The sequence below is a fragment of the Streptomyces sp. SCSIO 30461 genome, from assembly GCF_037023745.1.
GTDB lineage: Bacteria > Actinomycetota > Actinomycetes > Streptomycetales > Streptomycetaceae > Streptomyces.
The window spans coordinates 4,018,321-4,032,068 of record NZ_CP146101.1; the positions used below are offsets into that span (position 1 = coordinate 4,018,321).

At 68.2% G+C, this 13,748-nt stretch carries 11 protein-coding genes and 1 pseudogene; 6 read left to right on the forward strand and 6 right to left on the reverse strand.

Features of this window, described 5'->3' with window-relative positions:
* The first annotated feature begins 34 nt into the window (after positions 1-34).
* The 3 genes from V1460_RS17745 to V1460_RS17755 all read left to right on the forward strand — a co-directional run bounded on the left by V1460_RS17745 (position 35) and on the right by V1460_RS17755 (position 5,706).
* Positions 35-2,410, forward strand: coding sequence for a Helicase associated domain protein (locus tag V1460_RS17745; protein ID WP_338674643.1), 2,376 nt, complete (start codon positions 35-37; stop codon positions 2,408-2,410).
* 196 nt (positions 2,411-2,606) lie between these two features.
* Positions 2,607-3,110 carry a hypothetical protein gene (locus V1460_RS17750; RefSeq protein ID WP_338674644.1) on the forward strand — a complete coding sequence of 168 codons (504 nt, stop codon included), beginning with the start codon at positions 2,607-2,609 and terminating at the stop codon, positions 3,108-3,110.
* Positions 3,111-3,267: 157 nt separating this feature from the next.
* The gene (locus tag V1460_RS17755; RefSeq protein ID WP_338674645.1) at positions 3,268-5,706 is read left to right on the forward strand and encodes a Helicase associated domain protein; all 2,439 of its coding nucleotides are present in this window, start codon (positions 3,268-3,270) and stop codon (positions 5,704-5,706) included.
* Between the two features lie 26 nt (positions 5,707-5,732).
* Here the strand turns inward: V1460_RS17755 and V1460_RS17760 are convergent, their stop codons facing one another.
* Positions 5,733-5,999 carry a hypothetical protein gene (locus tag V1460_RS17760; protein ID WP_338674646.1) on the reverse strand — a complete coding sequence of 89 codons (267 nt, stop codon included), beginning with the start codon at positions 5,997-5,999 and terminating at the stop codon, positions 5,733-5,735.
* A gap of 788 nt (positions 6,000-6,787) precedes the next feature.
* A complete protein-coding gene (locus V1460_RS17765; RefSeq protein ID WP_338674647.1) occupies positions 6,788-7,024 on the reverse strand; it encodes a hypothetical protein in 237 nt (78 codons plus the stop codon).
* Between the two features lie 16 nt (positions 7,025-7,040).
* Between V1460_RS17765 and V1460_RS17770 the strand changes: the two genes are divergently transcribed.
* A complete protein-coding gene (locus V1460_RS17770; protein WP_338674648.1) occupies positions 7,041-7,367 on the forward strand; it encodes a group II intron maturase-specific domain-containing protein in 327 nt (108 codons plus the stop codon).
* A 516-nt stretch (positions 7,368-7,883) separates the two neighbouring features.
* Positions 7,884-8,372, forward strand: a complete 489-nt coding sequence (locus V1460_RS36405) for a DUF6233 domain-containing protein (protein ID WP_407077623.1) — start codon at positions 7,884-7,886, stop codon at positions 8,370-8,372.
* A gap of 145 nt (positions 8,373-8,517) precedes the next feature.
* On the opposite strand, the gene V1460_RS17775 is transcribed toward V1460_RS36405, so the two are convergent.
* From V1460_RS17775 to V1460_RS17790, 4 genes and pseudogenes are all read right to left on the reverse strand, one after another.
* A complete protein-coding gene (locus V1460_RS17775; protein WP_338674607.1) occupies positions 8,518-9,939 on the reverse strand; it encodes an endonuclease domain-containing protein in 1,422 nt (473 codons plus the stop codon).
* A gap of 547 nt (positions 9,940-10,486) precedes the next feature.
* Positions 10,487-11,710 (reverse strand): IS110 family transposase, encoded by a 1,224-nt coding sequence (locus V1460_RS17780; RefSeq protein WP_338678079.1) that lies wholly within the window; start codon positions 11,708-11,710, stop codon positions 10,487-10,489.
* Between the two features lie 9 nt (positions 11,711-11,719).
* Positions 11,720-12,256: pseudogene (locus V1460_RS17785) on the reverse strand (MAB_1171c family putative transporter); the annotation flags it as partial.
* The gene (locus tag V1460_RS17790; protein WP_338678083.1) at positions 12,213-12,497 is read right to left on the reverse strand and encodes a transposase; all 285 of its coding nucleotides are present in this window, start codon (positions 12,495-12,497) and stop codon (positions 12,213-12,215) included. The gene V1460_RS17790 and the pseudogene V1460_RS17785, both read right to left, overlap by 44 nt.
* Here V1460_RS17790 and V1460_RS17795 point away from each other — a divergent pair.
* A protein-coding gene (locus V1460_RS17795) for an IS3 family transposase (protein ID WP_407077412.1) occupies positions 12,490-13,721 on the forward strand; the annotation gives its coding sequence in 2 pieces (ribosomal slippage) (positions 12,490-12,813 and positions 12,816-13,721; 1,230 coding nt in all). The genes V1460_RS17790 and V1460_RS17795 overlap by 8 nt on opposite strands.
* Positions 13,722-13,748 lie beyond the last annotated feature (27 nt).

Here is a 13,748-nt window from a genome sequence, read left to right on the forward strand (position 1 = left end):
GGTGCCTGTGCACACCGTCACCCGGGGGAGGACCATGGCCACGACGACACGCATCCGCCCGGACACGACCGTCCCCGCCCCCGCGACCGCCTCGCGCCTGAAGACCCGCCTGCGCGGAGGCCAGCAAATCGCCGTCGACACCTCCGCGAGCAGCTTCATCGAGGGCTACCGCCGTGTCAGCGTCTACATGGCCACCGGCACCGGAAAGACCCTGGTGGCCCTGCACGTCGTCCAGGAAACCGCACCCGAAGGCGCCTCCCTGGTGGCAGTCCCCTCCCTGCGACTCCTTGAGCAGACCGCCGCGAAATGGCACAGCGAAGGACGTCCCGGCCGCTACCTCGGTGTCTGTTCCTCAAGCCACCCGGCAGACCCGTACTTGGCCGACGTCCTCACCATGGTGGGCACCGCCGACGACCTGGCCTGGCAGGCAGCCGACACCCCAGGGCCGCTCAACGTGTTCTGCACCTACGACTCCTTGGACAAGGTCGTCGAAGCCCACCGCGACTTCCATCTGCCCCGCTGGGACGTCGTGGTCGCCGACGAAGCTCACCGCACCGCCGGTGACTACGACAAGCCCTGGGCCCGCATCCACCACGACGACAAGCTGCCCGCCCGCCACCGTCTCTACATGACCGCGACGCCCCGTGTTTTCGACGAGAAGAAAGCTCGCGAAAAGGGCATCAATGCGGACACCGTCATCGCCTCCATGGACGACGTGAGCATCTACGGGCCCGTCGTCTACCGCATCTCCCTGAGAGAGGCGATCGACGAGGGGCTCCTCGCCGACTACCGCATCGCCGGCGTCGTGATCAGAGACGAAGACCTGCGGGGCCTCCTGAACCGGCTTCCCGCGAACACCTGGACCGGCGAAGCCTTGCGTGCCGCAGCCGCTCAAGTGGCCCTGCTGGTCGCGCAGCACCGCTACGACCTGCGCCGCACGCTGACCTTCCACCCCTGCATCGCCGCAGCGGACGTCTTCGCCGAAACACTCCACGAGACCGCGGCCCTGATGCCCCCGGCCTACCACGCCCCCCTGCAGGTCGGCACCGTCAGCTCCAGGCAGACCCCCTTCGAACGCCACAAGAACTACACCGACTTCGCCTCCGCGCCCCTCAACACCCCCGCCTCACAGCAGCCGCCCCGCCGGGCCGTCCTCACCAACTGCCGCTGCTGCGCCGAAGGCGTCGACATCCCCGCCATCGACTCCCTGCTCTTCGCCCACCCCAAGACCAGCAGCATCGACATCATCCAGTCCATCGGACGCGCACTGCGCCAGACCCCAGGCGACAACAAGATCTCCACCATCGTCATCCCCATCTACATGGCACCCGGCGAAACCCTCGAGGAGGCCGTCAAGAAAACCGCCTTCCACCTGATCTACCGGGTCCTCATCGACCTCGACGTCTACGACGAGCACACCTTCCACCTCGTCGACCACTTCCGGTACCCGAGCGACCCCACCGCCACCCCCCAGATCGCCCCGCGCCCGGAACGCGCCGACGAGATCATCCCCGTTCTCGACCTGAACGATGTCATGGCCCCCAACCGCGTATGGGAGGCCGCCTTCGAGGTCGCCACAGACTTCTACCTCCAAAACGGCCACCTCGACGTCCCCAGCCGCTACCTCCACGGCGGCCGCTTCTACCTCGGCTGGTGGATCGGCGCACAGCGCTCCATGCGCAAGAACGGCCTGCTCCTACCCGAACGCATCGCAGCACTGGACACCCTCGGCATGATCTGGGAGCACCCCCCGCACAGCATCGAGCGCAAACTCCTCATCGCCCGCGACTACGTCACCCGCCACGGACACCTCGCCCCCCGGTGGGGCGAACACCACCAAGGCCTGCACCTGGGCCGCTGGCTCGCCGACAGCCGAAAGGAAGCCAACACCCGCCGCCTGCCCCACTGCTACCAGCGGGCCCTGAACGAGATCTACCCCTGGTGGAACACCAAAGGCAGAGCCGAATGGAAACGCACCTACGCCCGCGCCCACGCCGCCGCACGCGACAAGACCCTGATCTTCCCCGGCCCACACCAACTCACCGGCGCCGCCCCTGTGCTGACCCAATGGCTGGCCGAGCAGATCGACAACCTCGCCGGGCTCGAGGACTACCAGCGCCACCTCATGGGCGACCTCCCCATCGAGCACCCCCTGGCCCTCCTGCTGCGCCGCCCGCGCGGCGCTTCCCAACGGGCCTTCGCCCGAGGATTGAAGGCCGCCTACGCCTACCGCTGCCGCCACCAACACCTGGACGTTCCCTACAACTACACCTGCGAAGACGCCTTCGCCCTGGGAAGGTGGCTCGCCGAGAAGCGGCGTTTTCCGCAGGCCCTCTCACGAGAACAACTGGACGCCCTGGAAGCCCTCGACATGCGCTGGATCTCACGCCACCGGCACCGCACACCCTGAACCGCCGACCAACCGGCAGACCACGGGCGCGCCCCTGCGCTCCGCCCCCCGAACGAACAGCTGCACCAGATCCTCTCGGCAGCGCCCGCCGCACCCGCCCAACAGACCCGGAACCCGAGCCCGGCAGACATCACCAGACGTACCGCAGCCCAAAAGCACGAAAGAACCGAACGACCTCAACCAGGAGCACGGCATCATGACGACACCGCCCCACTCGCCCGGCCGGCTGCCTGCCTTCAACATCGGCCTCACCCACGTCACACTCCCCACCTCACAGGTACAGGTCAACCGCCTGACCGAACTCATCAACGAAGTCACTCTGGGCACCGACGTGATCGTGATCGTGGTAAGCCCCGCCACCCACCTGGCCGAGACCGACGTCGATCCAAGCCGCTTCATCTGGCCGACCTGGCAGGGAGAGACCGTCCCCGAGGCCCACCAGAATTGGAAGGCCGTCTTTGCTACCCAGGACCGCACCTTCAGGGGCATCTACTACGAGGGCCCCACCCTTGAAGAGACGCAGACCTTCCGCGTCCCGGCCACCGTTCTGTCCGACGCGATGTGGAAGATGACCCAGAACGAGCCGCCCTGCGCGGTCCTGTGCACCGGCCTCACCGGAGACCCCTCCGCAGCCGAAATCACGACCGCCCTAAAAAAAGGAAGGCTCCAAGCAGTCCTGGTAGAAGCCCTGTTCGCCTAACCGCAGCCCAGCCCCACGCCATCCCCTAACGTTGCACGGACACAACCCGCACCCACCGACCCGGCCCGCTCCGCTCACAACACCACTCAGCGAAGGACACCCGACACGATGGATCCCGCCGGCCACCGCTCCATCGCGCACTGAGGATCTTGTTTCAATGCCCTCTGAGGAGCCCATCGCCGAGATCTCCGCCGTCACCGCCTCCCGCACCCGCCCCGCCAGGCTCTCACTACGCCCGGACCAGCAGCGGGCGGTCGACAGCGCGGCACGTCACCTGGCACGCGAACACATCCGCGGACATATGGTCTCGGCCTGCGGCACCGGCAAAACGCTCACCGCGCTGCGGACCGCCGAAGCCCTCGACGCCCGACACCTGCTGATCGCCGTGCCGAGCCTGGACCTCATCTCGCAGTGGGCCAGCACAGCCCGCAACGACGGACGCCCAGAACCGATGATGGCCGTCTCATCCCTGGCCGCAGCCAAGCACCCGGTCCTGGCCGGAGCAGCCGTCCACAGCACCAACAACCCAGAGTTCCTGGCAACGTGGCTGGCCCGGCACGAGCACGCCACCGTCTTCGTCACGCTTGACTCCCTCCCGAGAATCGAACAGACCCAGCACACCCGTGCTCCCGTGCCGACCTTCGACCTCCTGATCGTCGACGAGGCACACCGCACCGCGGGAAGCTGGGACAAGGACTGGACCCTCCTGCACGACCACACCCGCATCCGAGCCGACCGCCGCCTCTACCTGACCGCCACCCCCTACGAATGGGACCCACCCCGCCTAACCGAAGCACCCACCACCCGCCCCCAGCCCAAACGCACCGCAGCCACCGCCCCCGCCTGGGACACCCCCGCCCTCGTCGCCTCCATGGCGGACCCCAAGACCTTCGGCCCCCGCCTGCACACCTACAGCCACGCCGATGCCATCGACGACGGAGTCCTCGCCGACTACCAACTGGTCGTCCCCACGATCACCGACACCCACCTGCGCACCGTCCTCACCACCCCCGACACCTACTCCGGCTTCGGCCCGACCGCACGCCGCACCACCGCCCTGCACCTGGCAGTCCTCAAAGCGATGACCGAACACGACCTCCACCACGTGATCGTGTACTTCCAGCAGGTCGCCGACGCCACCGACTTCGCCTGCCAGTTCCCCCACACCCTGCGCACCCTCACCGACGACCAACGTCCCGCCTGGATTAGCGACCTGGTAGTCCAGTCGATCAACGGCACCCACAGTCCCGGCCAGCGCCACGACATCCTCACCGACTTCGCTACCGCCGACCGCGCCGTGCTGACCAACGCCCAAGTACTGGGGGAGGGCGTCGACCTGCCGGCCGTCGACGCCGTCGTCTTCGCCGACCGCACCGCCAGCGTCCGCCGCATCGTCCAGGCCCTCGGCCGCGCCCTACGCAAACCCCCCACCCAGACCGCAAAGACCGCCAGCCTCGTCGTCCCCGCCTACATCCCTCACGGCGCCGACCCCACCGACCTCCTCGGCACCCCCTACGAAGCCCTCTGGCTCGTCACAGCAGCCCTGCGCCACCACGACCAGACCATCGCCGCCCGCGCCCCCCGCACCACCGCAAAACGCCGCCTGGAACAGGGCACCCGCACGCTCCTGGCCCGCCGCTTCCGCTTCGACTTCACCCTCGACCCCGACAGCATCGCCCGTGCCATGGACCTGATCGCCTGGCCCGCCGACGCCGCCGCCCTTTCCGCCCCCCGCCGGGCAGGCCTGGCGGCCGCGACCCGCTTCCACGCCGAACACCGCCACCTGCGCGTGCCCACCGACTACGAAGACGCCTACGGCTACCGGCTCGGCGCCTTCATTACCAGCCAGCGCACCGCCCGCAGACAAGGCATCCTCACCGAGGACTGGATCGCCGAACTCGACGCACTCGCCATGATCTGGGACGACCACGAAGCCGCCTGGCAGGGCAACCTCACCACCGTCACCGCCTTCCACACCGAGTATGGCCACCTCGCCATCCCCGACCACCAGCCCGGCGGCCGCTTCCTCGGCATCCAGCGCACCCTCGCCCGCGACAACCGCCTCGACCCCGACCGCCACGTCCAGCTCGCCGCCCTCGACCCCGACTGGACCCTCCCGCACGGCCCCGACTGGCATCGCAAGTACCACCTCCTGCGCCGCCACATCGAGGCCGGCAACAGCCCGGCTGCCCTGCACCGCGACACAGTGATCGACGAGGTGAAGGCGGGAAGCTGGCTGCACCGCCAGCTCTCCACCTGGGACCGCCTCGCCCCCGCTCAGCAAGCTCTCCTCACCCGCCTGCAGCTGACCCCCGCAAACCCCCTGACCCCTGCCAGGCCGGCGAGCCCGCCCACAGCGAAGCGGCGACGTCGTTCCTTCGAGCAGAACGCGCAGATCCTCCAGCTCTTCGTCGAGCACTGGAACCGCCCGCCCGGCGCACGGGAATGGATCGAGATCGACGGAGAACGCATCATGATCGGCCCGTGGCTGTGCAAAGCCCGAACCAGACGCGACGCTGGTCAACTCGCAAAAGAGCAGGATGACTTGATGGCCCGGATCCTCCAGGAAGCCTGGACCGCCCCAGTACCGGAGTAACGCACCAGGCTCGAAAGGCTACGCGGTCACTGTTCTGGCCCCTCGGTGACGCCGAAGCTGAAGCCGACCTCGAAGGCGGGCGATTCGTCGTACGCGGAGTGCCTCATCTGCTGGTCCTGTATGTCGAAGAAGCCGTCCTCGACGAGGGCGCCGCCGTCCCAGTACCAGCGGGCCAGACGATCGGCGGCTCCGGCGAACTTCGTCGTCCACGAGCCCGAGCTCACGCTGATCCTGCCGATCGACGCTTCAGCGACCATGGCGGACACCGACTTCATGCTCGGCTCGTTCGGCATGGGCGCCCAGCTCCACGACCGCGAGTCCGTCTCCGTGCGCGTAGCGCTCGAGATTCCCCGACCCGAAAGGTTCGTTATCGGTAAATGGATCGAGTCGACTCCATTAGGTTCAACCCGCTTTGGATCTCGCCAGCCTTGATACGATCTTGGTTGCGAGATGGGCGGCCCGGCAAGGTGTTACCGCACCTTGCCGGGCCGTTTTCTTTGGCGAACTCGATGGGAGCGAGTCACCAATGGCAGAGCCTAAGTGCTCCATAGAAGGCTGCGAGAAGCCGCAGAGGTACAAGGCGAGCGGCTGGTGCGGGATGCACTACGCCAGGGCGAGGAAGTACGGCACCCCCGATGCAAAGGTGCGTGAATACACGGCACAGACCGGTACCTGCCGGGCGGAGGGGTGCGACCGTCCGGCTCAGCGCAAAGGGTGCTGCCAGGCCCACTACGTGCGACTCTTCCGTGGGGAGAAGGATGCGCTCGCAACCCCCATCAGTACTCAGACGAAGAAGACTTGCACCCTGGACGGCTGCAGCAGAACGCACGTTGCCCGCGGGTACTGCGATCTGCACTACAGCCGGATGCGGCACAAGGGAGATCCTGGGGGCCTGGACTTTCAGGAGAAGACCCCTCGCCCCGACAAGTGCCATGGGCCGGAGTGCGACTCGCCGGTTCGCGCTAAGGGGTACTGCTCGGCCCACTACCGGCAATGGCGCGAGGGTCAAGAGCTGGTCCCTAAGTTGTCCTTCGCCCCGGCAGGAAGCGGACACACCAACAAGAACGGCTACAGGGTCTTGTCAGTGACCGTCGATGGCGTGCGGCGCAGCGTGTTCGAGCACCGTGTAGCTGTTGAGGAGGCGCTCGGCCGCCCGCTGTTGCCGACGGAGACGGTGCACCACGTCAACGGCATACGCCATGACAACAGCACCGACGGCCCGCTCATCCTGGATGAGCGGGGCCGACTGCGTTCGGGGAACCTCGAGTTGTGGTCGCACGCGCATCCGCGCGGTCAGGAGATAGCTCGCGTCGGTCAAGGACAAGGTGAGAGACGTGTGCCGACAGGACACCAATTTGCCGCTGGAGGTCCTGCTGCACCGCCTCAACCGGGTGCTGCGGGGCTGGACCGCCTACTTCCGCTTCGGCGTCTCGCACGCCACCTTCCGATACCTGCGTCATTTCGTCTGGCAGCGGGTCATCAAGTGGCTGCGAAGGAAGTTCCGCCGGAGCAACTGGAAGGACCTGCGCCGCCGCTACTGCGGTGGACGCTGGTGGCCCGTCACGGAGGAGGTGCGACTGTTCGACCCCGCGAGGGTGAAGACCGTCCGCTACCTCTACCGGGGAACGAAGATCCCCACTCCGTGGCCCAGCACCGGCTGAGAAACACCGTCCAACCGGGCTTGTGGAGCGCCCGTTGCTCGGGAACGGGCACGGCGGGTGCGGAGGGCGGCCCGGGGAAACGGGCTGGTCGCAAGGCCAGTACCGCGTCCCGGGCCGACCCTACCCCTCTGGGTGAAGTGACCGAGAACGCTCCGGAGGCAGTGGTCGCCTTCATCGGTAACCAGAGGGTCGGGCATGGCGTCCCGCACCGGGTGTCCTGCCGGGTGGTCGTGATGGGCGTCGCCGTCACCGCCGCGCTCGCGGCCGGCTACCTGCTCGGGCGTCTACCCGCCGTGGTGACGTCTGCGCGGCACATGCGGCCACTTCAGCTCCCCACCGTGGGTGTTCCGATCTTACGAATGACCGGGATCAGCCCGAGATCAAGGTATGGACATCATGAGCACCCGACGACCGGTCAGGACTCGGCATGATGGCGGCAGACAATGTCGCGAAGGACAGGAATGTAGAGCGGTGACCGGGGAGCAAAGAGAGGACAATCGCGGTGCGGCGCCGATCATGGTCACGCTGCCGGGCGGTCATGAGATCCGGGCGCGGCTTCATGCCCGGCGCCAGACGAAAGACGGCTGGCGGTACCAGGTGGGAGTCCTCATATGGCAGGACGCCGTTGATGGCGGTGTGGAACCGGTCGAGCACCGAGCCTGGGTGAGCCCCACGCACGCGCGCCCCGTCCCGGGCATCTCCTACGAACACGTGCCCACCCTCCGTGCGTCCGAGATAGGCAGTAATCCGCCGCGCAAAGACCAGCCAGCCTGGACAGTCCAGCACCTGCCCCACCGCCCCGGCCACCCAGGCGCCACCCTCATCCACGTCATCGGCTGCACACCCAGCACCCAGACGCTCGACCGGGAACAAGCCCTCACCGCACTCCACCAGCCCCGCGCAGCGGCATGCAGAGAATGCGGAGCGGCCGGATCCCTCACCGACCGCAAAGAGCCCCCCGGCCAAGAGACACAGGCACCGACACCCCCACGCATCCCAGACTGAGCCGCCAACTACCTACCTACGACCAACGAGAAAGAAGACAGGGAACCCTGAACGCCGAGCAACACGAGTGACGACGCGGACGCAGACCGAGAAGAGCCCGCCCGCCGGCCGTCACCAGAACAGCATGGTGAACGCGCGGACGGCGTCAGGCAGTGCTCCCAGCAGGACCGGCAGGACTCGAACTGTGGTCAGACGCTGTCGGGCCTCCCACTGAGAACAGCGCCAGGCCCTCGCTGCTGGTGTCCGCGATGACTGGCCGGGACCGGGTGGGGAGGCCGTCCAGGCGGTCGGGTCCGGCCGCGGCGGCCACGGCAGGAGCGGTCTCGGCCAGCCACGTACCGAACCGCTCGGCGGCTTCGCGGTAGGGGACCCTTGCCAGGACACGGTGCTCGCCGGAGGGGCAGAAGTCGACGGCGACCGTGAGTAGGCAGGAACGGGGCGCGTTGTGACTGCCCGTCCAGGACACGCGGAGCACGCCGCAGGGTTTGCGCGCGCGGGAGCCGCAGGGGTCGCGGTGGGTCGGGCGCAGTGATCGGCAGGCTGTGTGGGCGGTCCAGGCGGCGAGATGCGGCAGCGGCAGAGTGGTGCGGGCGCGGCAGCCGGGGCAGCGGTGCCAGTGGCAGAGCCAGTCGGCGGTGTGGGTGTCAAAGAGGCGTGTGTAGTGGTCAGCCACGCGGATGTCGTTGCCGTACAGGTGGTCGGGGCGTTCCTGCGTGTTGCAGGAGTGGCAGACGGGGGCGCGGACGTAGCCGTGCTCGTGGCAGTGGTCGAGGACGGCGGCGGGTGCGGTGCGGCAGACGGCGCACGTCCACCCGGCCACCTTGCGGGACATGCCCGGTTTCCTGCTGAGTGCGGAGTACAAGTGGCCTTGCAGTTCCCCGTTGTAGGGGCGCAGTGGGACGGTCGGGTCGTCGGGGCCCGCTGTCTGCCGACCGCCAACAGCGGGTCGGGCCTGCCCCCGGCGGGAAGGCGGCTCGGTGACGGCTGCGCTTTCCTGGCGGGTCCGCGCAGCCTGCAGCCACTGCGCTTCGGCGTGCTCGGCCGCGTCCAGCAGCTTGACCACGGCGCGCGGCAGCCACCATGTCCGCGCCGTATCGTCACGGGCTCGTTCCACGAGCAGCCGCCGCCAGTCGATCCCCGCCAGATGGTACGGCCGGCCGCCTTCACCTCGTGCTGCCCGCTCGGGGGCACCCGGCTCCTGCAGTTCCCGGGTGATGCACCGCCGCCACCCCAGCGTCATCCCCTCCATGTGTTCCTGCTTCGGCGCGCCACGGAACGGACCGATGCGGACCAGATCCCGGCGGTCCATCTCCACCGCGTTCAGTTCCGCTGCCGCCCGGCGCACCTCAACTTCCGGAACACCCCATGAGCCACCGTTTGCCTGCGCTGTCGCCACCACACAGCCGCCGAGCAGGACGTACCCCGCCCGGGCGTCGGCAGGAGAACAGGTCAACGCCGCAGACACCGTCGGCACAGCGCCGCCGGCCGTCAAGCCAGCCCACAGAGCATCCGCGACGCCCAAAGTGATCAGGCCGCCCCTGCACCCCGGGATGACACGCTCTGACATACCGACAGGCTAACGACCGGCACCAACGCACCGATAGTCGGTGATCGACACGCTGCTGGAGCAGAACGGCTACGTACCCGGACAGCATCCGTCCCGTATCTCAGCAGTGGTGGCTTCGTTGCCCAGTCGACGCGTGCATGATTCCGTCCTCCGCGGAAGCGCGCCGAGGGCCCCTGCCGCGCCCGGCCAGGGGCCCTCACCCCACACCGCTACTCACCAGTGCTCAGCCGCACGGGCACACAGACGCGCCATGAATCCCGTACGCTCAACGCGCGCCTCGCGGCCTTCCGGCCCCGACCGCCGCCGGGGATCACGCCTAGACCCAGCGGACGAGCCCGTCGCTCAGTTGGAGGCGGGGCCCTATCTGTTTCGTCAACCCCGGTGGGGTCGGCTTGTAGGGGTTGATCCTGGTTTTCGGGAACGTCCCGCGCAGCGGGGCGTTCCCGGCGGATCGGGTGGCTGATGGGCAGCCCGGTGGCCGGCAGGACCAGTGGTCGTGCCGGTGCGTGGGTGTGATGGGGCCTGGTGGGCAGGGGCGGTGAAGCCGTCAGGCGGCGAGGTCGACGTCGTCGGGGACGCGTGGTTCGTAGAGGGCGCCGGTGCGGATCATCGCGTGGATGACGTTCACGCGCTGGCGGGCCAGGCGGAGGATCGCCTGGGTGTGGGTCTTGCCGTGTGCGCGTTGCCGGTCGTAGTAGATCCGGGAGGACGGGTCGCTCTTGCAGCCGATCGCGGCGAACGCGGCCTGGAACAGGGCCCGTTTGAGAAGCCGGTAGCCGCGGTGGGGCGCGTGCTCGCCGCGGATCGAGGTGCCCGAGGACTTCGTGGCCGGGGCCAGACCGGCGTAGGACGCCAGATGCCCGGCGGTCGGGAAGGTGGTGCCGTCGCCGATCGCGACGATCACGGCCGCCGTGGTCCTGACGCCCAGGCCGGGCAGCGACGTCAGGAGGTGGAAAAGAGGGAGGGCCTCCAGCAGGGCGGCGATCTCCTGCTCGGCCTGCCCGCGCTGGGCGTGGGCGGCGCCGAGCCGGGCGGCCAGACCGGGGATGATCAGCGCGGACGTCTCGGTGCCCGGGACGACGAGGGTCTGCTCGTCCAGCGCCTCGAAGATCTCGGTGGTGAGGTGGTGGGCCTTGCGCGAGCCGTGTGCCTTGAGCAGGGCCTCGACCCGGGCCCGCCCCAGCTTCCTGATCTTCGCAGGAGAGCCGTGCCGCTGAAGGAGGGCCTGGACGTAGGGGTAGGCCAGGCGCTTGCCCAGGACCCGCTCCAGGGAGGGGTGGATCTGGGAGAGCAGGCCGCGCAGCCGGTTGGTGGTGCGGTTGACCTCGCCGGCCAGGTCGTTGTCGTAGCCGGTGAGCATGGTCAGTGCGGCCAGCGTCTCGTCGTCCCGGTCGATCGCGCGCAGGGTGTGCGGCATCGTGCGGGCCGTCTCGGCGATCACGAAGGCATCGCGAGCGTCGGTCTTCGCCTCACCGGGATACAGGTCGGCGGCCCGCCGCATCGACAGCCCGGGCAGGTAGGCCACCCGGCAGCCCGCCGCGCGGGCCACCGTCAGCGGCAGCGCACCGATGTTGGCGACCTGGTCCACGATCACCAGAACCGTGCCGAACTTCGCCACCAGCTTGCTGAACAGCTCCAACAACTTCGGCTCGGTGTTCGGCAGGCGCTTGTCGTGCACGGTTCTGCCGTCCCCGGTGCGGCCGTGGGCGTGGTGGAACTCCTTGCCCAGGCCCAGACCGAGGAAGAGATCTATCGCGGTCGTGTCGACCATGCTCAGCAGGCCCAGCCCGAGATGTCGGGACGCCCTGCGCGCATAGAGCAGAGCCCACAGGCCGGAGACAAGATAGGCATAGACGAAGTAGGCGTTGCCGACCAGATAGAACGAGGCGATGGCTGGATGTGCCATGTCCGGAGTGTTCAAGGAGTGGCCGCGCAACCCTGCTGGTGTGGCGATCATGGAGAGGGCCAAGACAATCAGGACACCGGCGAGCAGGCTGGTATTGATCCGCAGGTGCCGACGGTATCCGGCCTCCGTGCCGCGCATGGCGGAGACGAAGACCAGGGCGAGGGCGAAGAGGCCGGACATGTAGAGGCCGTTGAACGCCACCTTGCCGAGGCCGACTGCCGTGGCTCTGTCGATCGCCTCGTTGATCTCGGGCAGGCTCAGGAGCTCCCCGGCCATCAATAGCACGAGCGAGGCGACAAGGAAGCGCAGCACTCGGTTGTGGGGGGCGCGCATCAGGTCTGTGCCCTTCCATAACGGGTCTTCGAATTTAGTGGGGGTGCGCCTGCCGTCGGCTCCGGCGGGTGGTCGCACAGCGTGAGCGTAGGCGCTGGTTGGCGCGGTTGCGGAAGCCGAAGGCGTTACGCGCTTCGAGCTTGATGAGGCGGTTGTTGCCTTCGGAGGCGGCGTTGGTGATGCCGGTGGTCAGGTAGGTCTCGATGCCGTCCCACCACTGCTCGATGGTCTCGGCGAGGGTGGGACCTGTCCCCGAGTGGTGGACACCTCTGAGCCCGGCCCCGCCAGGGGCCGGGTAGGAGGCATCTTTTATGGTGATGAAGGTCTACTCGCCCGAGTTCAAGGCGGACGCTGTCGCGCTGTACCTGTCGGACCCGAGCCACACCTTCGAGGGCATCGGCAAAGATCTGGGGATCAGCCGCGAGACGCTGCGTAACTGGGTGCGGGCCGAACGGGCCCGCCGCGGCGGGGGCAGCACGACGAGCACGGAGAAGAGCACGGTGGATTCCCCGCCGACGGCCGAGGAGCTTCAGGCCGAGAACGAGGCCCTGCGCCGGGAGCTGGCGGCAGCCCGCAAGGAGATGCAGAAACTCGCCACCGAACGGGACATTCTCCGCAAGGCGACGAAGTTTTTCGCACAAGAGATGACCTGGTGACCAGCCGCTTCCAGTTCATCGAGGACCACCACCGCGCCTGGAGCGTGAAGCGGTTGTGTCACGTGCTGGAGGTCGCCCGCTCCAGCTTCTACAAGTGGCGGGCGGGCCGCCAGGCCCGTGCCGCGCGTGAGCGGGCCGATACCGCGCTCGCGATGCGGATCAGGGCCGTGCACACCGAATGGGACGGCACCTACGGCCGCCCCCGCATCACCGCCGAGCTCCGAGACGAAGGCGAGCCGGTGAACCACAAGCGCGTCGGACGGGTCATGCGGAAGTTCGGCATCGCCGGGCTGCGGCTGCGCAAGCGGCAGGTCACCACGGTGCCCGAGCCGTCCGCCACCCGAGTGCCGGACCTGCTGGGGCGTGACTTCACCGCGAGTGCGCCGAACACCAAGTACGTCGGGGACATCACCTACCTGCCGGTGGGCGACGGCGAGTTCCTGTATCTGGCGACGGTGATCGACTGCTTCTCACGCCGCCTGGTGGGCTGGTCGCTCGCCGACCACATGCGCACCTCGCTCGTCACCGACGCACTCCGGGCCGCCGAAGCGACCCGCGGCAGCCTGGCCGGCGCCGTCTTCCACAGCGATCACGGAGCCCAGTACACGTCCCGCGAATTCGCCCATTTCTGCACAGAGTTGGGAGTGCGGCAGTCCATGGGCGCGATCGGTACGAGCGCGGACAACGCACTCGCCGAGTCGTTCAACGCCGCCCTCAAACGCGAGACGCTCCGTGGCGCCCGCCGCTTCGACGGAGCCCACGACTGCCGCCTGACGGTCTTCCGCTGGACCACCCGCTACAACACCCGGCGACGGCACTCGGCGAACGAACAAAAGGCACCGAACGTCTACGAACAGCAGTCAGCTACCCTGACACTCGCTGCATAACAACACGAACAGGTGTCCACTCCGCGG

Coding starts and splice junctions, on each gene's coding strand:
- V1460_RS17745 (WP_338674643.1), top strand. CDS start 35: ATGGCCACGACGACACGCATCCGCCCGGACACGACCGTCCCCGCCCCC.
- V1460_RS17750 (WP_338674644.1), top strand. CDS start 2,607: ATGACGACACCGCCCCACTCGCCCGGCCGGCTGCCTGCCTTCAACATC.
- V1460_RS17755 (WP_338674645.1), top strand. CDS start 3,268: ATGCCCTCTGAGGAGCCCATCGCCGAGATCTCCGCCGTCACCGCCTCC.
- V1460_RS17760 (WP_338674646.1), bottom strand. CDS start 5,999: ATGCCGAACGAGCCGAGCATGAAGTCGGTGTCCGCCATGGTCGCTGAA.
- V1460_RS36405 (WP_407077623.1), top strand. CDS start 7,884: ATGGTCACGCTGCCGGGCGGTCATGAGATCCGGGCGCGGCTTCATGCC.
- V1460_RS17775 (WP_338674607.1), bottom strand. CDS start 9,939: ATGTCAGAGCGTGTCATCCCGGGGTGCAGGGGCGGCCTGATCACTTTG.
- V1460_RS17780 (WP_338678079.1), bottom strand. CDS start 11,710: ATGGTCGACACGACCGCGATAGATCTCTTCCTCGGTCTGGGCCTGGGC.